23 protein-coding genes are annotated in these 19,066 nt (G+C 62.9%); 7 read left to right on the forward strand and 16 right to left on the reverse strand.

Going from position 1 to position 19,066, the window contains the following annotated elements:
- Window positions 1-70 precede the first annotated feature (70 nt).
- A complete protein-coding gene (locus R2B70_RS09475; protein ID WP_209792171.1) occupies window positions 71-961 on the reverse strand; it encodes a DMT family transporter in 891 nt (296 codons plus the stop codon).
- A 227-nt stretch (window positions 962-1,188) separates the two neighbouring features.
- Between R2B70_RS09475 and R2B70_RS09480 the strand changes: the two genes are divergently transcribed.
- Entirely contained in the window at window positions 1,189-1,776 is a 588-nt protein-coding gene (locus R2B70_RS09480; RefSeq protein ID WP_042075699.1) for an FMN-dependent NADH-azoreductase, read from the forward strand.
- A gap of 85 nt (window positions 1,777-1,861) precedes the next feature.
- Here the strand turns inward: R2B70_RS09480 and R2B70_RS09485 are convergent, their stop codons facing one another.
- The 4 genes from R2B70_RS09485 to R2B70_RS09500 all read right to left on the reverse strand — a co-directional run bounded on the left by R2B70_RS09485 (window position 1,862) and on the right by R2B70_RS09500 (window position 4,240).
- Window positions 1,862-2,041: a hypothetical protein gene (locus R2B70_RS09485; protein WP_042075698.1), complete on the reverse strand. Its 180-nt coding sequence runs from the start codon at window positions 2,039-2,041 to the stop codon at window positions 1,862-1,864.
- A 160-nt stretch (window positions 2,042-2,201) separates the two neighbouring features.
- Window positions 2,202-2,390 carry a DUF4250 domain-containing protein gene (locus tag R2B70_RS09490; protein WP_042075696.1) on the reverse strand — a complete coding sequence of 63 codons (189 nt, stop codon included), beginning with the start codon at window positions 2,388-2,390 and terminating at the stop codon, window positions 2,202-2,204.
- On the reverse strand, window positions 2,387-2,857 hold the full coding sequence (locus R2B70_RS09495) for a MarR family winged helix-turn-helix transcriptional regulator (RefSeq protein WP_042075694.1): 471 nt from the start codon (window positions 2,855-2,857) through the stop codon (window positions 2,387-2,389). The genes R2B70_RS09490 and R2B70_RS09495 overlap by 4 nt, the downstream gene beginning before the upstream one ends.
- A 150-nt stretch (window positions 2,858-3,007) precedes the next feature.
- Complete coding sequence (locus R2B70_RS09500; RefSeq protein WP_318163249.1) at window positions 3,008-4,240, reverse strand: UPF0149 family protein; 1,233 nt, start codon at window positions 4,238-4,240, stop codon at window positions 3,008-3,010.
- 271 nt (window positions 4,241-4,511) lie between these two features.
- Here R2B70_RS09500 and R2B70_RS09505 point away from each other — a divergent pair, with 271 nt between their 5' ends.
- Both R2B70_RS09505 and R2B70_RS09510 read left to right on the forward strand, forming a co-directional pair.
- A complete protein-coding gene (locus tag R2B70_RS09505) occupies window positions 4,512-5,381 on the forward strand; it encodes a S1 RNA-binding domain-containing protein (RefSeq protein WP_042075691.1) in 870 nt (289 codons plus the stop codon).
- 1 nt (window position 5,382) lies between these two features.
- Window positions 5,383-5,694 carry a DUF1289 domain-containing protein gene (locus R2B70_RS09510; RefSeq protein WP_219144203.1) on the forward strand — a complete coding sequence of 104 codons (312 nt, stop codon included), beginning with the start codon at window positions 5,383-5,385 and terminating at the stop codon, window positions 5,692-5,694.
- Window positions 5,695-5,738: 44 nt separating this feature from the next.
- On the opposite strand, the gene R2B70_RS09515 is transcribed toward R2B70_RS09510, so the two are convergent.
- The 6 genes from R2B70_RS09515 to minC form a co-directional block, all read right to left on the reverse strand.
- Complete coding sequence (locus R2B70_RS09515; RefSeq protein ID WP_209792179.1) at window positions 5,739-6,062, reverse strand: HI1450 family dsDNA-mimic protein; 324 nt, start codon at window positions 6,060-6,062, stop codon at window positions 5,739-5,741.
- Window positions 6,063-6,345: 283 nt separating this feature from the next.
- Window positions 6,346-7,122 (reverse strand): monofunctional biosynthetic peptidoglycan transglycosylase, encoded by a 777-nt coding sequence (gene mtgA / locus R2B70_RS09520; protein ID WP_216990206.1) that lies wholly within the window; start codon window positions 7,120-7,122, stop codon window positions 6,346-6,348.
- Window positions 7,107-7,433 (reverse strand): HI1450 family dsDNA-mimic protein, encoded by a 327-nt coding sequence (locus tag R2B70_RS09525; RefSeq protein WP_209792183.1) that lies wholly within the window; start codon window positions 7,431-7,433, stop codon window positions 7,107-7,109. The genes mtgA and R2B70_RS09525 overlap by 16 nt, the downstream gene beginning before the upstream one ends.
- A gap of 173 nt (window positions 7,434-7,606) precedes the next feature.
- The gene (minE, locus tag R2B70_RS09530) at window positions 7,607-7,873 is read right to left on the reverse strand and encodes a cell division topological specificity factor MinE (protein ID WP_042075683.1); all 267 of its coding nucleotides are present in this window, start codon (window positions 7,871-7,873) and stop codon (window positions 7,607-7,609) included.
- A 2-nt stretch (window positions 7,874-7,875) separates the two neighbouring features.
- Window positions 7,876-8,688: a septum site-determining protein MinD gene (gene minD / locus R2B70_RS09535; protein WP_042075682.1), complete on the reverse strand. Its 813-nt coding sequence runs from the start codon at window positions 8,686-8,688 to the stop codon at window positions 7,876-7,878.
- Window positions 8,689-8,706: 18 nt separating this feature from the next.
- Window positions 8,707-9,423, reverse strand: coding sequence for a septum site-determining protein MinC (gene minC / locus R2B70_RS09540; RefSeq protein WP_042075680.1), 717 nt, complete (start codon window positions 9,421-9,423; stop codon window positions 8,707-8,709).
- Window positions 9,424-9,529: 106 nt separating this feature from the next.
- Here minC and R2B70_RS09545 point away from each other — a divergent pair, with 106 nt between their 5' ends.
- Together R2B70_RS09545 and R2B70_RS09550 are read left to right on the forward strand one after the other, a co-directional pair.
- Window positions 9,530-9,808 carry a YcgL domain-containing protein gene (locus tag R2B70_RS09545; protein WP_042075678.1) on the forward strand — a complete coding sequence of 93 codons (279 nt, stop codon included), beginning with the start codon at window positions 9,530-9,532 and terminating at the stop codon, window positions 9,806-9,808.
- The gene (locus R2B70_RS09550; RefSeq protein ID WP_318163250.1) at window positions 9,808-10,767 is read left to right on the forward strand and encodes a lytic murein transglycosylase; all 960 of its coding nucleotides are present in this window, start codon (window positions 9,808-9,810) and stop codon (window positions 10,765-10,767) included. The genes R2B70_RS09545 and R2B70_RS09550 overlap by 1 nt, the downstream gene beginning before the upstream one ends.
- A gap of 191 nt (window positions 10,768-10,958) precedes the next feature.
- On the opposite strand, the gene R2B70_RS09555 is transcribed toward R2B70_RS09550, so the two are convergent.
- The 3 genes from R2B70_RS09555 to R2B70_RS09565 all read right to left on the reverse strand — a co-directional run bounded on the left by R2B70_RS09555 (window position 10,959) and on the right by R2B70_RS09565 (window position 14,438).
- On the reverse strand, window positions 10,959-12,329 hold the full coding sequence (locus R2B70_RS09555) for an L-serine ammonia-lyase (RefSeq protein WP_042075674.1): 1,371 nt from the start codon (window positions 12,327-12,329) through the stop codon (window positions 10,959-10,961).
- Between the two features lie 284 nt (window positions 12,330-12,613).
- Window positions 12,614-13,996: an L-serine ammonia-lyase gene (locus R2B70_RS09560; RefSeq protein WP_209792187.1), complete on the reverse strand. Its 1,383-nt coding sequence runs from the start codon at window positions 13,994-13,996 to the stop codon at window positions 12,614-12,616.
- 157 nt (window positions 13,997-14,153) lie between these two features.
- Window positions 14,154-14,438 carry a pyrimidine/purine nucleoside phosphorylase gene (locus tag R2B70_RS09565; protein ID WP_042075670.1) on the reverse strand — a complete coding sequence of 95 codons (285 nt, stop codon included), beginning with the start codon at window positions 14,436-14,438 and terminating at the stop codon, window positions 14,154-14,156.
- A gap of 269 nt (window positions 14,439-14,707) precedes the next feature.
- Here R2B70_RS09565 and R2B70_RS09570 point away from each other — a divergent pair, with 269 nt between their 5' ends.
- Window positions 14,708-15,952 (forward strand): dicarboxylate/amino acid:cation symporter, encoded by a 1,245-nt coding sequence (locus tag R2B70_RS09570; protein WP_042075668.1) that lies wholly within the window; start codon window positions 14,708-14,710, stop codon window positions 15,950-15,952.
- A 94-nt stretch (window positions 15,953-16,046) separates the two neighbouring features.
- Here R2B70_RS09570 and R2B70_RS09575 read toward each other — a convergent pair whose 3' ends face one another.
- On the reverse strand, window positions 16,047-16,445 hold the full coding sequence (locus R2B70_RS09575) for a MerR family DNA-binding transcriptional regulator (protein ID WP_318163251.1): 399 nt from the start codon (window positions 16,443-16,445) through the stop codon (window positions 16,047-16,049).
- Between the two features lie 132 nt (window positions 16,446-16,577).
- Between R2B70_RS09575 and R2B70_RS09580 the strand changes: the two genes are divergently transcribed.
- On the forward strand, window positions 16,578-17,741 hold the full coding sequence (locus tag R2B70_RS09580) for an acetyl-CoA C-acyltransferase (protein WP_318163252.1): 1,164 nt from the start codon (window positions 16,578-16,580) through the stop codon (window positions 17,739-17,741).
- A 96-nt stretch (window positions 17,742-17,837) separates the two neighbouring features.
- Here the strand turns inward: R2B70_RS09580 and R2B70_RS09585 are convergent, their stop codons facing one another.
- Window positions 17,838-19,058 (reverse strand): EAL and HDOD domain-containing protein, encoded by a 1,221-nt coding sequence (locus R2B70_RS09585; RefSeq protein ID WP_042075663.1) that lies wholly within the window; start codon window positions 19,056-19,058, stop codon window positions 17,838-17,840.
- Window positions 19,059-19,066: the final 8 nt, after the last annotated feature.

Raw genomic sequence — 19,066 nt, forward strand, 5'->3', positions numbered from 1 at the left:
ATCTCTCCTGAGGTCGAGGGTCAGAGGGGCTGACCCGGGTGAGCAAAAAAAGAGGCACGCATGGCGTGCCTCAGGAAACGGATCTGTGGGCGCGCTGCTCCAGATGGGTCAGCAGCGTGATGGCCCCGATGATGATGGCGGCCCCCAGCCACAATCGGCCGGGGGGCGCCCAACCAAACACCAGCCAGCCGGCCAGCACGTTCATGGGCAGCTTGGCAAAGTCGAAGGGTTGCACGAAGGAGGCCTCGGCCACGCTGTAGGCGCGGGCGATGGACATCTGGGCCAGGGCCGACAGCACGCCGGAGGCGGCCACCAGCAGCCACTGGATCTCGCTTGGCCACTGCCAGTCGGGGAGCGCCAGCATGGCGTTGAACGGGGTACTGAAGATAAGCAGGTAGACGACTATGGTGTGGGACGACTCGCTCGCCGCCTGATAACGCACCAGCAGGGAGTAACCGGCCCAGAAGAGGGCGGCCGCCACCGGCAGCAGCGAGGCCCAGCTGAAGTCGTCGGTCCAGGGGGCCAGGATCAGCATGGCGCCGGCGAAGCCGGCCAGGGTCGCCAGGATCCGGGCCCGGCTCACCTGCTCCTTGAGCAGCAGGGCGGAGCCGAGCGTGGCAAACAGGGGCGAGGTCATCAGCAGCGCGATTCCCTGCCAGATGGGGACGGGCACCGCCAGCGCCCAGAGCCAGAACTGGATGCCGACCACGGCCAGGGCGACCCGCAGCAGGTGCAGCCGCAGCTGGTTCGTCATCAGGGACTGACGCAGGCCGTGACGGATGAGCCAGGGCAGCAGGCAGACCAGGGCGATCAGGTACTGATGGAAGGCGACCTGGGTCGAGGGGAGGCCGAGCTGGAAGCTGACATACTGGCTCAGGCTGTTGACGGCGGCGAAGCAGAGGCCTGCCACCATCATCCAGATGGCGCCGGCAAAGGGGGAGTGCCTGCGGGAGGAGGTCATGGGATCCGGGTCACTTACAAAAAGTGCGGCGGATCATAACGGCAATCGTTTGTTCTGCCAAGGGCAGGGAGTTCGCTGAGTACCTCTGCTGGCCTGAGGGAGTCGAAGCATCAAATTTTTTGAATAACTTGAGCATCTATTTTCGCTATCAGGCTTGAATCTCAATCTTTATAGTGACCTCCATCGACAGCCTGGCTGTTCAATTGACAATCAAATGGAGTTTCACCATGGCCAATATCCTCGTACTCAAGTCCAGCATCCTGGGCCAATATTCCCAATCCAACGCGCTGATCGACGGCTACCTGGCCGATCGCCAGGGTGACACCATCAAGGTGCGCGATCTGGCGACCCTGAACCTGCCGGTGCTGGACGGCGAGCTGGCCATGGGCCTGCGTGGCGGCGAGAACCTGAACGAGCGTCAGCAAGCGGTGCTGGCCCAGTCCGACGAGCTGGTCGCCGAGCTCAAGGCGAGCGACCTGGTGATCATCGCGGCCCCCATGTACAACTTCAACATCCCGACCCAGCTGAAGAACTGGATCGATCTGGTGGCCCGTGCCGGCGTGACCTTCCGCTACACCGAGACCGGCCCGGTGGGCCTGGTGGAGAACACCCGCGCCCTGGTGGTCAGCCCCCGTGGCGGCATGCACGTGGGCAACGCCACCGACCTGGTGACCCCCTACATGCGCACCGTGCTGGGCTTCATCGGCATCAAGGACGTGGACTTCATCTATGCCGAGGGCATGGGCATGGGGCCGGAGGCGCAAGCCAAGGGGATCGAGCAGGCTAAGGAACAGCTGGAAACCCTGGCCTACTGATGTCCCTCGGGGTCACCCCAAGGATGTGAAAAAAACAACGCAGCCCAAGGGCTGCGTTGTTTTTTTGCGAGGTATCGCAGGCGAGTCACTCCCGCAGGAAGTGGCGGCAGCCGCTGCCGACCATCAGGCAGACCGCCACCAAGGACCCCAGCAACAGGGTGGTGAGCCACTGTTCGGCACTGTCAGGCAACTGGGGGGAGAAGAGGCTGATCATCAGCAGGGCGCTGAGGGTGATCAGGCTGGTGGAACGGGTCAGGCGCATCATGGGTCATCCTTGGCTGCTGGGCTGAACGAGAGGCTAACCTCGGTCTGTGACAGCAAGATGTATCCGTACGCCTTGCCACTGGCCACTGACCGGGTAGCCATCACCATAGCAGTTTTTGTCGCCGTCGCCAGCGGCATGGGCCGGGTTGTGATCCGGATCCCTATCTGAACTGCCTCTGTGCGGGCAGATAGTGAAAATCACCGGTGGCGAGGCGGGCCACCAGGGCCGCCTTGTCGAGATCCTGGGACTGGCAGAGATCGTCCAGATCATCGTAGTGATCACGCAGCTGCATGTTGACCAGGCTCAGCAGCATGTTGACGTCCATGGTGGCAAACTGGGTCAGCTTCATGACTGTTGCTCCTTGTCCAGCAGGTGGAGCTGCTCGATGGCGTCGCTGACGCTCTGCAGGTGGAAGCGGATGCTCTGACGCGCCTCCTCCGGCAGATAGTCGGTGAGGGTATGCTGCCAGCTGCCCGCCTCGGTCTTGAGCTGCTGGAACAGGGTGAGCCCCGCCGGGGTGAAGGAGACCAGGCTGATGCGCTTGTCCTGCACGCTGTTCTCGGTGAACAGTATACCCTTCTCCACCAGGCGGTGGATCTCGCGGGAGATCCGCACCTTGTCCATGCCGCTCGCCTCCACCAGCTCCTTCTGGCTGATGGGGTAGTGGGGACCGAGCACCATCATCAGGCGCCACTGGGGTACCGTCAGCTGGTAACGCTGCTGATAAAACTGTTCAAAGGTATCGCGCACCATCTCAGCGGCGTGCACCAGCTGATAGGGAGGGTAATGCGCGAGCAGCTCTATGATCTTCGACATATGACATCCTGCTGTGGCGGCTGCATCGAGTGCAGTTTCTCTTGATACTTTGACCTTGATGATACGTAACACAGGGGCATTTGTCCGACCAGGCACCAGAAAAATGTGCGTTTGCGCACGTGTTGCATCATCAAGGGGACAAATAGGGTCTCAACTGGCCTGTTTGCTGACCCCTTTACGCAGCCAGATCAAGGCATTATGAGCAAGCCAGGCCTCACGGCTCTGCAAGGCATAGAGTGCGGCCTCGTCCCGGCTGCCCGGTTGCCAGTGCGGGGGATCCTGCCTGGGGAGCTTGCGCTGGCCCAGCAGGCAGGCGGGCACATGGGGGTTTGCGCCAAGGGCGGCGGCCAGATGCGGGCGGGCCGCCTCTGGCCCCTCGCAGACAAAGCTCATCAGCGCCCTGTTGTAGAGCAGCCAGCAGGAGGCCTCGTCGAAGCGCACCAGCAGCGCCTTGAGAGCGTCCCACTCCCCTTGCCGGGCATAGAGGCTGGAGAGAGGATGGCGGCAACCCGGCTCGTCGGCGAGGCAGAGCGCGAGCAGGGCAAGGTATTCGTCTCTGGCCTGCGCCAGCTGTCCCAGGCGCAGCAGGCAGTCGGCCCGCCCCGCCCTGGCCGCGATCAGGGGCCGGGCCTCGGGGGCCTGCCAGCCATGGCCTGCGTGCTGCCGCCAGAACGCCTCGTCGAACAGGGGGGTGGCATCGGCCACGATGCGGTCAAACCAGCCAAGGCGGGCGAGGGGATCGCGGCTCTGGGCCGCCTGCTCGAACCACTGCTGCCACTGGCGGGTCTGGTCGTTCTCGGGGAGCACTGGCTCCTCGGGCCTGGCCTCGTAGTGTTCAAGGCCGAGCAGGAGGTTCAGGGCCGTCTTCATCTGCTGGCGCTGGCGCTTGCAAAAATCGAGGAAGGGCAGCTCGCTGGCCGCAGCCTGGTGCAGCATCATGGCCATGGGCTTGTCGCGAAACAGGCAGAGTTCGGCGACCAGGCTGAAGCGCTGGCGGGTGGCCGGATCGTTCAGGTCCGTCGGGGTGGGCCAGCAGGCGACCCCCTGGCTGAAGCCGTAGCTCCACTGGCCCAGAGGATGGCTCTTGTCAAACACCTGCTCCGGGTTGTCGGTGGCGAGGCGACACTGGCTGGGCAGGGTGAGCTGTGCCGCGTCGGCCTGGGCCTCCAGCTCGGCGATCAGCTGGTGCAGCGCCTCGGCACTCTTCTCGTCCAGCTCGGCCTCATGGGGCAGCAGACCGGCCAGCGGATCCCGCCAGTCGGGGGCGGTCGGCCCCGTCAGGCGGGCGCAGAGAAAGCCGTGCAGGGCCGGATAACTCATGTCCTGCCGGCTGTGGGCCTGGATCCACTGATTGAGATGACGGGTACGAGTGGCTGGGTTCATCGACGCTTCCTCCGGATTTGACGGCCGCGAAGTCTACCTAAAAGTGGGGTTATTTGCAGTAAAGGGGCGACCGAATGCTGCTAATATCGCCAATCTGGGCCCCAGGGGACGGGAAAATAGTCCGCGTCCAGAGGGCAGGGGACTAGGTCCAGCCCCCGCTCTGGGGTAACATGCGCGCCTGCATGAGAAATAAGCCCCCGTCCTCTTTACGTCGGACGACGGCGGCGATGCGCCTCCATTTACGGGCCGGCAAAACGGGCCCATTCGGATATTGAAAGAAGAGATCACCATGTTACAGATTGGCAAGATGAACACCCTCACCGTCGTTGAGCTCGAGGATCGCGGCGCCTGGCTGGCTGCGGGGGAATATGGCGAGCTGCTGCTGCCCAGGCGCCAGCTGCCGGAAGGCGTCGCCGAAGGGGGGGAGGTGTCCGTCTTCCTCTATCTGGACGCCGATTGCGAGCCGGTGATCACCACCGACAAGCCCTTCGCCATGGTGGGGGACATCGTCGGCCTCAAGGTGGTCAACGCCAACAAGATAGGCGCCTTCCTCGACTGGGGCATGAAGAAGGATCTGTTCGTGCCGAGCCGCGAGCAGAACAAGCCGATGCAGGTGGGTCACGTCTATCTGGTGCACCTGATGCTGGACAACGAGGGGCGCATGGTGGGCACCAGCCGCCTGGAGCGCTTCCTGCGCAGCGATCCCCCCTTCAAGGCCGGCGACGAGGTGACGGCTCTGCCGGGGGAACACACCCCCCTCGGCATCAAGGCAGTGGTCAACGGCCAGTACGCCGGCATGCTGTTCAGGAACGAGGTGTTCGGCCGGGTGATGACGGGTCGGCCGCTGACCGCCTGGGTCAAGCAGGTGCGTGAGGATGGCAAGCTGGATCTGGCCCTGCAAAAACCCGGGCTGGCTCGCATGGACGACGCCGGGGAGCGCATCCTGACCCGGCTGCAAAAGCAGGGGGGGAGTCTGGCGGTGGGGGACAAGAGCGACCCCGAGCTCATCTACAAGATGTTCAACATGAGCAAGGGTACCTTCAAGAAGGCGATCGGCGGGCTCTACAAGCAGGGCAGGATCGTCATCGAAGACAACAGTATCAGCCTCACCGGGGCGAATGCGGCCGGGGACGGCGAATAAGGTGCCGAGCCCCTGCATCGGCCAGTGCCAGGCCAGGGATGGGCTCTGCCTCGGCTGCGGTCGCACCCTGACCGAGATAGGCCAGTGGTCCGCCATGGACAACGAGGCCCAGCTGGCGCGCATGGCGGAGCTGGACGGGACCATCAGCACCCATGTCTGCCCGGGATGCGGCGAGCCGGCGTTTTGCGCCGTCTCTGCCGGTGAGCCCATCGAGCGCTGCTGGTGCAGCCAGTTGCCGGCTCTGCCCATGAGCGATGCCGGTGCCTGCTGGTGCCGGCGCTGCCTGGCCAAGGCCGTCGCGGCACGGCCCTGAACCGGTGAATCGCAAAAACGAAAAAGGCGCCAGGGGCGCCTTTCTTATGCCTGTTGCTGGCGGTGCCAGCGAACGTGCACCTCGTGTTCACTCTGATCCCGGGGCAGCAGGAAGGTGGCGTAGATCACCTCGAACTCCTCCTGATGATCCAGCAAGCCGACCCAGACCTCGGCCCAACGCGCCATGTCGACCGGCTCGCCGAGTTCGGTCGACCAGTCGGCATTGGGCAGGGTCGCCTCGACGGCGCCACGCTGCTCGAACTCGAGGGTAATGTCGACGATTTGTTCGGGGGCCAGCATGTCGGCGGCCTGCTCCAGAAACTGATCATAGGCCCACTCGACCAGCTGATCCGGGCTACGTTGTTCCATGAAATCACTCCAGATACGTCCAGGTTCGCCACTTTAACAAGTATTGGGATGGGCAGCCAGCCCGGGGGCGGTGACGCCGCGCTGTCAAATGGCGGGATCAGGGGATAAGGTTAACAGAGCCGCCGCGCGGGCGGCATGACGAGGCGTGCAGGCAGCATGAAGCGACGACACTACAGGCGACGGATCACGCGGCGACGGGAGACCTGGTGGTGGCACTATCTGCCGTTGCACCGGGAAACCGTCGGCGGTCATCTTGGCCCTGCGCCCGATGCCGCCGACCCGCCTAGCCCGCCTCGTGGACCCGGTTCAGGGTGATCTGGCCGAGCTGGCCCATCTGGCGGCGGATCCAGGCCGAGCGCTTTTGCACATAGGGCGAGGGGGGCTTGACCCGGTAGCGCCAGGGGTTGGGCAGGGCGGCGGCCAGCAGGGAGGCCTCGTAGCGGGTCAGCCGTGCCGCCGGCTTGCCGAAGTAGTGCCTGGCGGCGGCCTCGGCGCCATAGATGCCGGGCCCGAACTCCACGATGTTCAGATACACCTCGAGGATGCGGGACTTGTCCCAGCCCAGCTCCATCAGCAGGGTGAACCAGGCCTCGATCCCCTTGCGCAGGAAGCTGCGATCGCTCCACATGAAGAGGTTCTTCGCCGTCTGCTGGCTCAGGGTGCTGGCGCCACGCACCCGCCGGCTCTGCTGGTTGTGCCTGAGGGCGGAGCTGATGGCATCCATGTCGAAGCCGTTGTGCTCGGCAAAGCGCTGATCCTCGGCGGCGATGACCGCCAGCTGCAGCTCGCGGGAGATCTGCTCGAGGGGCACCCAGTCGTGCTTCACCTCGGCCACCTTGGCCGGCGGGAACAGCGCCCGTTCGAGGCGCCAGGTCCACATGGGGGGATCGATGAAGCGCAGCAATGCCACCGAGACTATGGTGCTGAGGAAGGCGGCCAGCAACAGCTTGCCGAGCCAGCCCAGCAGGCGCCGCCACCCCGTCGCCCTCACGGGCTCGGGCTCTGCGTCCCAGTCATAGTGACCGGGATCATCGGGGTCCGGAATTATTGGGGCAGCCATTCGATGTGGCAGAACTTCTCGTCGACGCGGCGGGAGAGCAGCATGCGGGCGAACAGGTGTTCGTACTCTTCCTGTTCGTTGCCAAGGCCGATCCAGACCTCGATATAGTCGGCATCACTGACTTCGAAGCCCACGTCCGCCGCCCAGTCGTCGGCGGGATCGGTTTCCGCCAGCAGGCCGCGGTCGTTGAACTCCTGGTTGAAGCGGGCGATCTCCTGCTCGGGCAGGTTGTCGGAGGCCAGCTCCATGAAGAGCGCGAGGGCGGTGTCGAGCAGTTCCTCGACGCTGTGCATTTCGTCGTTCAAAGACATAAGTTCGGTGTTCCAGATGATGGGGAGGGGCGCCGTCGGCAGGCCCTCGTGGTGCGCGGTATTCTAGCCGCCCCCATCGCCCTTGGCGAGATGTGTCGACACCAATAAAAAACCGGATCCTGGCAAAGGATCCGGTCTTCATTGGGGGAAAGGGTCGCGCATGGGGCGTCAGCTCATCCCTTCTTGTCGTCGGCGAAGGTGATGTTGAGCTCCAGCACCGACAGCTCGTCGCTCTTCTTGTCGAGCTGGACCGTGATCTTGTCAGGGTCTATCTCCACGTATTTGCGGATCACGTCGAGGATGTCCTGCTTGAGCTGGGGCAGGTAATCCGGCCCCCCTCTGGATGAGCGCTCGTGGGCGACGATGATCTGCAACCGCTCTTTGGCCAGTTGTGCGGTGTTCTGTTTCTTGTTGGAACGAAAATAATCCAATAATGACATGTTTAACTCCCGAACAGTCGGCTAAAGAAGCCCTTCTTCTCTTCTTCCAGAAAACGAAAATCCTTGGTGTCACCCAACAGGCGCGCGACGGCGTCCTCATAGGCCTGGCCGGCATCGGACTCCTTGTCCAGGATCACCGGCTCGCCGGAGTTGGAGGCGCGCAGCACCGCCTGGGACTCCGGGATCACCCCGAGCAGTTTGATGGCCAGGATCTCCTGCACGTCCTGCACGCTCAGCATGTCGCCACGGTTGACGCGGGTCGGGCAGTAGCGGGTCAGCAGCAGGTGCTCCTTGATGGGATCCTCGCCACGCTCGGCACGGCGGGACTTGGAGGCCAGGATGCCGAGGATGCGATCGGAATCGCGCACGGAAGAGACTTCCGGGTTGGTGGTGACGATGGCCTCGTCGGCGAAGTAGAGCGCCATCAGGGCGCCAGACTCGATGCCGGCGGGGGAGTCGCAGACGATGTAGTCGAACTTCATCTCCGCCAGCTGATCCAGGATCTTCTCGACCCCGTCACGGGTCAGGGCGTCCTTGTCCCGGGTCTGGGAGGCGGGCAGGATGAACAGATTTTCGCAGCGCTTGTCCTTGATGAGGGCCTGGTTGAGGTTGGCTTCCCCGTTGATGACGTTGACGAAGTCATACACCACGCGGCGCTCGCAGCCCATGATGAGATCCAGGTTTCTCAGGCCAATGTCAAAATCGATGACCACTGTCTTGTGGCCACGCTGGGCTAAACCGGTACTCAGGGCCGCGCTGGTTGTGGTCTTGCCAACGCCACCTTTGCCCGATGTAACGACTATGATTCGCGCCATTCTCGCTTCCTTGTAACTCTATTTGATTCGGTCTATACGAAGTTGTTCGTTGTCCAGCCGGATATGGACTGGCTCTTGGATCAGGCCTGCCGGCAATGCATCGCTGAGCTGGAAAGTGCCCGCGATGGAGAGCAGCTCGGCCTGCAATTGCTGGCAATAAATGCGGGCCTGGGGATTGCCCTTGGCCCCCGCGATGGCACGGCCACGCAGGGCGCCATAAACATGGATGCTGTCGTCGGCGATGACCTCGGCGCCCGGACTCACCGAGCCCAGCACCACCAGGGAGGTGCCGGCGGCATAGATCTGCTGGCCGGAGCGCACCGGTCCGACGTGGACCTTGCTCGCCTCCAGGGGGGCCTGAACGGGGGCGACTGGTGTTGCCTCAGGTTCGGGGGCCGGCGCGGGTGCCACGGGCTCGGCCTTGCGGCTCTTGCCCGAGACCAGCACCGCGAGACCGGCCGCCTTGGCCGCCGTCTTCATCGCCTCGTCCCGGGTCCCTGTGATGCCGACCAGCACGAAATCCTCCGACTCGACCAGCTCCTTGAGCTGTTCGAAATCCGGGATCTCGGTGAGGCGTTCCACATTGAGGACGAGGGGGGCACAATTAAAAAACTGAGGGGCCTGCGCGACCTTGGCCTCCAGCAGTTGTCGGATCCGGGCCGGATTGCCATCGCTGAGATGCAACACAGAAATAGTGAAGGTGGTCCCTTTCAATTCGTTATCGCGTTCAACCATGAATCTTCCCCGAACCGAGACGGCAATACGTTATTGTTATTCAATTCCTGATGTTATAGTTTGCCACCACCAGAGGCAATAAACCCGTCGGATTATATCAAGTTCCATGTTGTGTGCAGTCTATAAAAGTCGCAAAAAAGCCGAGACCTATCTCTTTATTGAAAGAAGAGAGGACTTTTCCCGGGTGCCAGAGGCACTGATGAGTACCTTCGGGCGTCCCGAGCTGGTCCTGATGACCAAACTGGACCCGGCCAAGCCCCTGGGGCTGGCCTCGACCGAGCGGGTGATGGCCGCCCTGAAGAGCCAGGGCTTCTACCTGCAGGTACCGCCCCCGCCGGAAAACCTGCTGGAGCAGCACAAGGCGCAATTGAAGGCCTCATCCTGATGCGGGGTCGGCTGGCGCTGCTATTGCTCGGCGGTTTGTTGAGCGCGCCACTGCAGGCCAGCACTGACTTCGCACGCTATGTCGAGGGCCTCAAACAGGAGGCGGTGGCAGTCGGGATCCCGGCCGCCACCGTGCAGGCCGCCTTTGCCGATGTCCACCTCATCGAGGCGGCGATCCGGCACGACAAAAACCAGCCGGAATTCAAATTGACGCTGGACACATATATTCCCCGCGCGGTGCCGGAATGGAAAGTCAAGCAAGCCAACGCCTTATATCGCCAGCATTTGCCGCTGCTCACAAAAATAGGCCGTGAATATGGGGTGCAACCCCGTTTTATTGTCGCCCTGTGGGGAATTGAAACCAATTTCGGCAAATTGACCGGTAATTTCCCGCTGATCTCCTCCCTGGCGACCCTGGCCTGGGACGGGCGACGGGAAGCCTTCTTCAAGGATCAACTGTTCGATGCCCTTCGCATCCTGGAGCAGGGGCATGTGAGCCCGGCCGCCTTCAAGGGATCCTGGGCGGGGGCCATGGGGCAGGTGCAGTTCATGCCCTCTTCCTTCCTCGCATACGCGGTGGATCAGGACGGGGATGGCAGGAAGGATCTGTGGGGAAATCTCGCGGATGTCTTTGGATCCGCTGCCAATTATCTGCACCGGAACGGCTGGCGCGAGGATGAGACCTGGGGTCGGCGGGTGAGGGTGCCCGACGATCTCGATCCTGCCCTGCTGGGGCTTGAGACCCGCAAGCCGCTGTCGGCCTGGCAGGCGCTCGGGGTGCGCCGGCTGGATGGCTCGCCGCTGCCGAAGGCCGACATGCAGGCCTCCCTCATCCGCCCCGACGATATTCACGGGCGCAGCTACCTCGCCTACGACAATTACCGGGTGCTGCGTCACTGGAACCGCTCCCCCTATTTCGTGGTGGCCGTCGGCACCCTGGCCGATCGCATCGGGGAATAGTCGCCTCTTGCTCCCTCACTGACCCACCCCTCATGGCCACCCGCATCGGGTCGCTTGTCGCCTGTTTTCTCTCTTTGCTTCTCTATCAAACGCGCCTTAATCAAGGGCTTTGCTCAGCAAGCCCGTGAAATAACGACCAAAAAAAAAAGCGGGAATATATCCCGCTCTCTTCATGTCATCGCGATCCGGATTTAGTCGCAGGCAACCTGCATCACCTTGATGGCCAGGCCACCGCGGGAAGTCTCGCGGTACTTGGAGTCCATGTCCTTGCCGGTGATGTACATGGTCTCGATCACCTTGTCGAGGGACACCCGCGGCTTGGAGGTGCGGCGCAGGGCCATGCGGGAGGCGTTGACGGCCTTCATGGCGGCGATGGCGTTGCGTTCGATGCAGGGTACCTGTACCTGGCCGGCGACCGGGTCGCAGGTCAGCCCCAGGTTGTGCTCCATGCCGATCTCGGCCGCTTCGCAGACGTGCTCCGGGCTGCCGCCCATCAGTTCGGTCAGACCGGCGGCGGCCATGGAGCAGGAGACGCCGACCTCGCCCTGGCAGCCCACTTCGGCGCCGGAGATGGAGGCGTTCATCTTGTAGAGCATGCCGACGGCGGCGGCGGCCAGATAGAAGCGGGTGTACTCGTCGCGGCCCACCGGCTGGATGAACTTGTCATAGTAGGCCAGCACGGCCGGGATGATGCCGGCGGCGCCGTTGGTCGGCGCGGTGACGACGCGGCCACCGGCGGCGTTCTCCTCGCTCACCGCCAGGGCGAACATGTTGACCCAGTCCACGATGTTCATGGGGTCGTTGGAGAGGTTCTCGTTGGTGGTCAGCTGGCGATAGAGCGGCGCGGCACGGCGCGGTACCCGCAGCGGGCCGGAGAGCACGCCCTCGGTGCGGCAGCCGCGCTCGATCCCTTCACGCATGGTGGTCCAGATCTTGCCGAGCTTCTTGTAGATCTCTTCCGGGGTGTTGAAGCACTTCTCGTTCTCCATCATCAGGGCGGAGATGGAGAGGCCGCTCTGGCCGCAATGGGCGAGCAGCTCGGCCGCGCTCTTGAACGGGTAGCTGACGGCCATGTCGCCGCTGTCACCCTTGCCGAAGTTCTCTTCGTCGACGATGAAGCCGCCACCGATGGAGTAGTAGGTCTTGCTGTAGATGGCCTCGTCTTCGATGAAGGCGGTCAGCTTCATGCCGTTCTCGTGCAGGGGCAGGGCCTCGTCATGGAACACCATGGCCCCCTTCGGGAAGCTGACGGTGTGGCAGTGCAGGCCGATGGGCAGACGCCCGGTCTGCTCGACCCGGGAGATGAACTCGGGAATGGCGTCAATGTCGACGTTTTCCGGCAGGTTGCCCGCCAGGCCCATGATGATGGCGGTATCCGTGTGGTGGCCCTTGCCGGTCCAGGAGAGGGAGCCGTAGACATCGACCTGGATCCGGGTGATGTCACGGATCTTGCCGCCAGCACGCAGTTCATCCACGAACTGTTTGGCAGCCTTCATGGGGCCGACAGTGTGGGAAGAGGAGGGGCCAACACCGATTTTGAAGATATCAAAAACGCTGATCATGTAACAATTACCTCAGGGTAGAAGGGGGCGCCATGCCCGCTCGCAGAAAGGGGATCCATGGGACGGGTCTGTCGTCACAAAGGCCAGGGAACCGGATAACCACAGTGTAACGGCTCTATGCCTAAAAAAAGTTGAAACAGATCTATTTTTGTTGAATTCGCGGCGCGAGTATAAAATTTATTTTGATGGTTATCCATTTTGTTAAGCGCCGTGCAAACGTTTTGCAAAAAAATACCCGGCAAGGCCGGGTAGTTGAGTGTCGTATGTGGCTGGTTTACGGCGCATTAACATTCGGTGATGTTGACGGCGAGGCCGCCACGGGCGGTTTCCTTGTATTTGGTCTTCATGTCGTTGCCGGTCTCCCACATGGTTCTGATCACCTTGTCCAGGGACACCTTGTGTTCGCCGGTGCCACGCAGGGCGAGCCGGGCGGCATTGATCGCCTTGACCGCCCCCATGGCGTTGCGCTCGATGCAGGGCACCTGCACCAGGCCGCCGATGGGATCGCACGTCAAACCTAAGTTGTGCTCCATGCCGATCTCGGCGGCATTTTCGACGATGGCCGGACTGGCCCCCAGCAGCTCGGCCAGGGCGCCGGCGGCCATGGAGCAGGCGACGCCCACCTCGCCCTGGCAGCCCACCTCCGCCCCCGACAGGGAGGCGTTCTTCTTGTAGAGGATGCCGATGGCGGCGGCGGTGAGGAAGTATTGCATCAGCAGATCGTCATCCACCTTGCGCACGAAGCGATCATAGTAGTGCAGCACGGCGGGGATGATGCCGGCGGCGCCGTTGGTGGGGGCCGTCACCACCCGGCCGCCGGCGGCGTTCTCCTCGTTGACGGCCAGGGCAAACAGGTCCACCCACTCCATCACCATCAGGGGATCCTTGTTGAAGCTGGTCTCGCCACAGAGTTGGCGATAGAGGGCGGGGGCCCGGCGCTTCACCTTGAGGCCGCCGGGCAGCACCCCCTCGCTCCTGCAACCGCGCTCGACACAGCTCTGCATCGCCTGCCAGATCTTGCGCAGGCCCGCCTTTATCTCCGCCTCGCTGCGAAACACCTTCTCGTTGGCCAGCATCAGCCCCGAGATGGAGAGGCCGCTCTCCTGACACTGGGCCAGCAGCTCGGCACCGCTCTCGAACGGGTAGGGGATGGGGTGGGCGGCATCGAAGCGGGCGGCCTCTTCCCGGGCATTGGCGAAGTGGCTCTCCTCGATGATGAAGCCGCCGCCGATGGAGTAGTAGGTCTGCTCGAAGATCAGGGTCTCGCCGTCGAAGGCACGCAACGTCATGCCGTTGGAGTGGGCGGGCAGGGTCTTGCGCCGGTTGAAGAGGATGGCGCCGACCCGGGGAAACTGGCTCGGCTGTTCCCCCCCGAGGCGCAGGCTCTGGCTGTGCTCCACCTGGTCGAGGAAGGCGGGAATGGCTTCGATATCCACGGACTCGGGTTCAAAACCCGCCAGCCCCAGGATGATGGCCTTGCCGGTGCCGTGCCCCTTGCCGGTCTGACCCAGTGAGCCGTAACACTCGGTGACGACGCGCCCGGTACGGGAGAGGAGTGCGTTCTGCTTGAGGGCGTGGACGAAGGCGAAGGCGGCCCGCATCGGCCCCACGGTATGGGAGGAGGAGGGGCCTATCCCGATGGAAAACAGGTCGAAGACACTGATCATGACGTACTCCAATTATGGATTTCGTCTAAACATTGTAAATTTTTTGTAGTCGTTGAAAAGGGGGGAAAGGGCGGGGTGTGATGGCGGTGCGAAAATGGGGTCAGGGTGAAGAGCGCCATGAGAGCCGGTCCGGCATCCCACGGCGCCCGTGACGCCATCAGTCGAGGAACTCGCACAGATAGGCGGTGGCGATCTTCACTTCCAGCTTGAACGAGGAGTGACCGGCCACGTCGAAGGACTCGCCCTGATGGTAGGTGTGCCACTCATCCTCGTCGGCCAGCTGGATGGTGAGGGCGCCCTTGATCACCGTCATGCGTTCCGGGGCGGCGGTGTTGAACAGGTACTCACCCGCTTCCATCACACCGACCGTGGCCTTCTCGCCTTTTTGCTCGAAACCGATAGATTTAACATTTCCGTCAAAATACTCGTTAACTTTCAGCATCTTTTCTTCCCTGTATGCACGTTTGCAAGGCCAACGTAGCACACTGTTTTGGTCTTTGTCATGGTGAAATAGGTGAAAACCGATGAGGTTCCTATGAGGCCCCGTTTTTTCGGAGATATGAAAAATTCGATCCGTTCAGGAATCGGGATGTTAAACGGCATGCAAATATGAGATAAAGCGCACCGCCAGAGCAATGGAGAGGATTTGACGCTCTGGGTGGTCATTTACGCTGCAAAAGTGTGAGTAATTGCTAAATAAAGGAACATTCTGTGTTAACGAAAGGATTAATCAAAAATATCGGCTTCCAGGTCGTGGTTGCCATGGTGCTGGGTGCGCTGGCGGGTGCGCTCATGGGAGAGCAGGCCACGGTGTTTGCGCCGCTCGGCACCCTGTTTATCCAGTTGATCAAGATGCTGGTGATCCCGCTGGTGGCGGTCGCCATCCTGTCCGGTGCCGCCAACCTGGGCGCGAGCCCCGCCGCGGGCAAGATAGGGGTGACCACGCTCGCCTTCTTCCTCATTACCTCAGCCCTGGCGGTGTTCCTGGCCCTGGTGATGGGGCAGATCTTCAAGCCCGGCGTCGGCGTGGACTTCGGCTCCACCGCGGCCATGTTCTCCGGTGACTACGCCGACAAGGGCGAACTGCCCGATGCGATCGCCACCCTGCTTGGCATGATCCCGACCAACGTGTTCAGCGCCCTGAACGAGGCGAACATCCTGCAGATCCTGGTGTTCTGCATGTTCCTCGGCATCGCCCTGGCCAAGCAGCCCCGCGAGCGCGCCAAGCCGCTGGTGGACGGGCTCAACACCCTGGTGGACGCCTTCGTCTGGATGATCAACAAGGTGATGCTGATTGCCCCCATCGGGGTATTCGGCCTGATGGCCGACGCCATCGGCACCTATGGCTTCGACGTGCTGACCCTGGTGCTCAAGCTGTTCGTGGTCTATGTCGCCGCCATCCTGATCTTCGGCTTCGTGGTCTATCCGCTGCTCATCGCGTTCTTCTCCAACACACCGGTACGCAAGTACTTCTCGGCGATGAAGAAGCCGCAGATCGTGGCCTTCTCCACAGCCTCGTCCATGGCGACCCTGCCGGTCAACATGGAGACCTGCGAGCGCGATCTGAAGGTGACCAACGCCACCGCGTCCTTCGTGCTGCCGCTCGGCGCCACCATCAACATGAGCGGCAACGCCATCTATTACGGCCTGGTCGCCATCTTCTTCGCCCAGGTCTACAACATCGATCTCTCCATGGGAGCCTGGGCGGCGATCATCGTCACCTCCACCCTGGGTGCCATCGGTCAGGCCGGCGTGCCGGGCCCGAGCTTCCTGGTGGTCGCCGTGTTGCTGGCCGCCGGGATCCCCATCGAGGGTCTGCCGCTGCTGTTCGCACTGGATCGCCTGTTCGATATGATCCGGACCGCGCTGAACATCACCGGCGATGCGGCCTGCGCCATCATCGTCGATCGCTACAGCCCGGATTACGATCCGGATCGCTGGAGCAAGGAGGCCTGATACCGGGCCAGCCGTGATAAACAGAAGAGGGAGGCCAAGTGCCTCCCTCTTCTTTTCCCCGTTTTCTCCGTCAGCCCGGGCGAACGCCCCGAGTTCAGGTGCCCAGCTGGGCCAGGGCCTGTCGGCAGCGCTGCTCGGCCGCCTCCAGCTCCAGCAGCACCATCTGGATGTCTTCGAGCTGCTGCTGCAGCGTCTCCCGCTTGTCGGCCACCAGTCCCAGCATGGTCTGCAACTGGGAGCGGCTGCTCTTGTCCGCGTCGTAGAGATCGAACAGCTCGCGAATGTCCGCCAGGCTGAAGCCCAGCCGCTTGCCGCGCAGGGTCAGCTTGAGGCGTACCCTGTCCTGACGGCTGTAGATCCGGGTCTGCCCCTGGCGGGTCGGGTTCAGCAACCCCTGATCCTCGTAGAAGCGGATGCTGCGGGTGGTCACATCGAACTCGCGGGCCAGTTCGCTGATGCTGAAGGTACGGCTCTCATCCTTGGATTTGGTCATAGGGCTGTCTTGGCTGTCATCTGATTGTCAATGCAGGCTGGCACCTTACCCAAACGTCAACTTCCCCGCAAGTCTTGTTCCGGTGACGGCGGCGGCATATGTTATCCCAATGTAACAAGGAGAGTGCTATCGATGGATATTGTGATTGTTGCGGCCAAACGTACCCCCATGGGGGCTTTTCAGGGAGCCCTGAGCGGTCTGACGGCTCCCGAGCTCGGCGCCTGCGCCATCCGCGCCGCGCTGACGGCGGCGGGCATTGATGGGGACCGGGTCGATGAGGTCTACTTCGGCAACGTGCTGAGTGGCGGGGTCGGGCAGGCCCCGGCCCGCCAGGCGGCGCTCAAGGCCGGGCTGCCGGACAGCGTGCCCTGCACCACCCTGAACAAGGTGTGCGGCTCCGGCATGAAGGCGGTGATGCTGGCGGCGGACAGCCTGCGCCTGGGGGAAGCTGAGGTGGTGGTGGCGGGGGGCATGGAGAGCATGAGCCGGGCCCCCTATCTGCTGGACAAGGCGCGCAGCGGTTATCGCATGGGCCATTCGACCGTGCTGGATCACATGTTTCTCGACGGCTTGCAGGATGCCTACGAGGGGCAGCTGATGGGCCACTACGCCCAGCTGAGTGCGGACAGGGCCGGGTTGACCCGGGCCGATATGGATGCCTTCGCCATCGCCTCCCTGGAGCGGGCCCTGGCGGCGCAGCAGAGTGGCGCCTTCCAGGCAGAGCTGGCGCCCGTGATGGCCGCTGATGTCCTGCTGCTGGCCGATGACGAGCAACCGGGCAAGGCCAGGCCCGACAAGATACCGACCCTGAAACCGGCCTTCAGCAAGACCGGCACCATCACGGCGGCTAATGCCAGCTCCATCTCGGACGGGGCGGCGGCGCTGGTGCTGATGCGGGCCGAGACCGCCGAGCGCCTGGGGTTGTCCGTGCTTGCCAGGGTGGTGGGCTACCAGAGCCATGCCGCCCTGCCGGCTGAGTTTACCAGCGCCCCCGTCGGCGCCATCGACAAGCTGCTGGCCCGGGTGGGCTGGTCGGTGGAGGAAGTGGATCTGTTCGAGGTGAACGAGGCCTTCGCCATGGTGAGCATGCTGGCCATGGCGGGCTGCGGCATCCCCCATCACAAGCTGAATGTGAATGGCGGGGCCTGCGCGCTGGGGCATCCCCTCGGGGCCAGCGGCGCCCGCATCCTGGTGACCCTGGTTCACGCCCTGCGCACGCGCGGGCTCAAGCGGGGGGTGGCGAGTCTGTGCATCGGGGGCGGGGAGGCGACCGCCATGGCCATCGAGCTGGGCTGACGCCAGACAACGGACTCGGGCACTATGGTCCTGCACGATGAAATGACAACGTCCCTCCATGAGGGACGTTGTCATTTAGAGGTGAGGGAGAGGGGTCTATTCCACCCCCATGGCCTGGAGCTGCTGATCGACCCAGGCGGTGGCGGTCAGATAGAGGTGGCTGACCTTCTCCTCGTTGAGGCCGAGGCGGGCAGTGCTGGCGGCGATCCGCTGCCAGTTGGCCTTCTCGTACTCTTCACAGAATGCGAGGTAGAAGCCCAGAGTGCCCGTGCGCGCCAGCAGGGCGGCGCGAATGTCGTCGGTCAGGGGGATGGTGCCGAGCAGTTGCTCCAGCGGTTGACCCATCAGCACGTCCAAGAGGGAGAAGAGCCCGGTGATGAAGGCCTGCTGTGCCTGCTGGGCGGGGCCATGGGTCTGTGCCAGCAGCTCGCAGAACCGGGCCCGGATGAGGGACATCTGGTAGAGCTCGGCACTCTTGTCGTGACCGGCGCTGGTGGCTGCGATGAGGGCCACGAATCGCTTCAGCTGGGCGTGGCCCAGGGAGCTGGCGGCCTGGCGAAAGGAGGCGATGGGCTGGGGAAAGCGCTTGAGGTGGTTGACGTAGCGCAGCAGCTTGAGGGAGAGGGAGAGATCCTGATTGAGCAGCCGCTCTATCCTGTCCAGATCCGGCTCGGGCTGGTTGACTACCTCCAGCAACTGCATCACCACCAGCTGGGCCGGCGGCATGGCAGGCTGCTGCACTATCTGGGGAAGGCTGAAGAAGAAGCCCTGGAACAGGGTGACGCCGAGCCGCTTCATCTGCTCAAACTCGGCCTGATCCTCCACCTTCTCGGCGAGATAGGTGAGGGGCAGGTGGCGATGGCTCGCCATGAACCGCTCAATGCTGGGGAGCGGCGTGCTGCGCAGATCGAACTTGATGATGTGGATATAGGGAAGGAACCTGTCCCACTCCGCGACCAGGGTGAAGTCGTCCAGCGCCAGCCGATAGCCCATCTCGTAGAGCTGGATCACCTTGGCCAGCAGGGCGTCATCGGGCTCGGCGTCTTCCAGTATCTCGATGACGACCTTGTCATGGGGAAGGCATTCGGCCAGGCCGTCCAGCAGCAGGGAGTGGGGAAAGTTGATGAAGCAGGGGTGGCCCCCCAGCAGGTGATCGATGTTCTGCTGCAGAAACTGTTCGGCCACCAGTCGGGAGGTGGCCTGCTGTGCCGAGACGGGGGGAAACACGTTGTCCAGGCTGTCGCGAAACAGCAGCTCATAGGCTTGGGTTCTCAACTCCCGATCCAGAATGGGCTGCCTTGCTACATAGGAATACATGCATCTCT

It is taken from the genome of Aeromonas sp. XH, assembly GCF_033348475.1.
GTDB classification, from domain to species: Bacteria; Pseudomonadota; Gammaproteobacteria; order Enterobacterales; family Aeromonadaceae; genus Aeromonas; species Aeromonas sanarellii.

Bases quoted from the DNA above. Each gene is read 5' to 3' on its own strand.
- R2B70_RS09475 (WP_209792171.1), bottom strand. From the start codon at position 961: ATGACCTCCTCCCGCAGGCACTCCCCCTTTGCCGGCGCCATCTGGATG.
- R2B70_RS09480 (WP_042075699.1), top strand. From the start codon at position 1,189: ATGGCCAATATCCTCGTACTCAAGTCCAGCATCCTGGGCCAATATTCC.
- R2B70_RS09485 (WP_042075698.1), bottom strand. From the start codon at position 2,041: ATGATGCGCCTGACCCGTTCCACCAGCCTGATCACCCTCAGCGCCCTG.
- R2B70_RS09490 (WP_042075696.1), bottom strand. From the start codon at position 2,390: ATGAAGCTGACCCAGTTTGCCACCATGGACGTCAACATGCTGCTGAGC.
- R2B70_RS09495 (WP_042075694.1), bottom strand. From the start codon at position 2,857: ATGTCGAAGATCATAGAGCTGCTCGCGCATTACCCTCCCTATCAGCTG.
- R2B70_RS09500 (WP_318163249.1), bottom strand. From the start codon at position 4,240: ATGAACCCAGCCACTCGTACCCGTCATCTCAATCAGTGGATCCAGGCC.
- R2B70_RS09515 (WP_209792179.1), bottom strand. From the start codon at position 6,062: ATGGAACAACGTAGCCCGGATCAGCTGGTCGAGTGGGCCTATGATCAG.
- mtgA (WP_216990206.1), bottom strand. From the start codon at position 7,122: ATGGCTGCCCCAATAATTCCGGACCCCGATGATCCCGGTCACTATGAC.
- R2B70_RS09525 (WP_209792183.1), bottom strand. From the start codon at position 7,433: ATGTCTTTGAACGACGAAATGCACAGCGTCGAGGAACTGCTCGACACC.
- minE (WP_042075683.1), bottom strand. From the start codon at position 7,873: ATGTCATTATTGGATTATTTTCGTTCCAACAAGAAACAGAACACCGCA.
- minD (WP_042075682.1), bottom strand. From the start codon at position 8,688: ATGGCGCGAATCATAGTCGTTACATCGGGCAAAGGTGGCGTTGGCAAG.
- minC (WP_042075680.1), bottom strand. From the start codon at position 9,423: ATGGTTGAACGCGATAACGAATTGAAAGGGACCACCTTCACTATTTCT.
- R2B70_RS09545 (WP_042075678.1), top strand. From the start codon at position 9,530: ATGTTGTGTGCAGTCTATAAAAGTCGCAAAAAAGCCGAGACCTATCTC.
- R2B70_RS09550 (WP_318163250.1), top strand. From the start codon at position 9,808: ATGCGGGGTCGGCTGGCGCTGCTATTGCTCGGCGGTTTGTTGAGCGCG.
- R2B70_RS09555 (WP_042075674.1), bottom strand. From the start codon at position 12,329: ATGATCAGCGTTTTTGATATCTTCAAAATCGGTGTTGGCCCCTCCTCT.
- R2B70_RS09560 (WP_209792187.1), bottom strand. From the start codon at position 13,996: ATGATCAGTGTCTTCGACCTGTTTTCCATCGGGATAGGCCCCTCCTCC.
- R2B70_RS09565 (WP_042075670.1), bottom strand. From the start codon at position 14,438: ATGCTGAAAGTTAACGAGTATTTTGACGGAAATGTTAAATCTATCGGT.
- R2B70_RS09575 (WP_318163251.1), bottom strand. From the start codon at position 16,445: ATGACCAAATCCAAGGATGAGAGCCGTACCTTCAGCATCAGCGAACTG.
- R2B70_RS09580 (WP_318163252.1), top strand. From the start codon at position 16,578: ATGGATATTGTGATTGTTGCGGCCAAACGTACCCCCATGGGGGCTTTT.
- R2B70_RS09585 (WP_042075663.1), bottom strand. From the start codon at position 19,058: ATGTATTCCTATGTAGCAAGGCAGCCCATTCTGGATCGGGAGTTGAGA.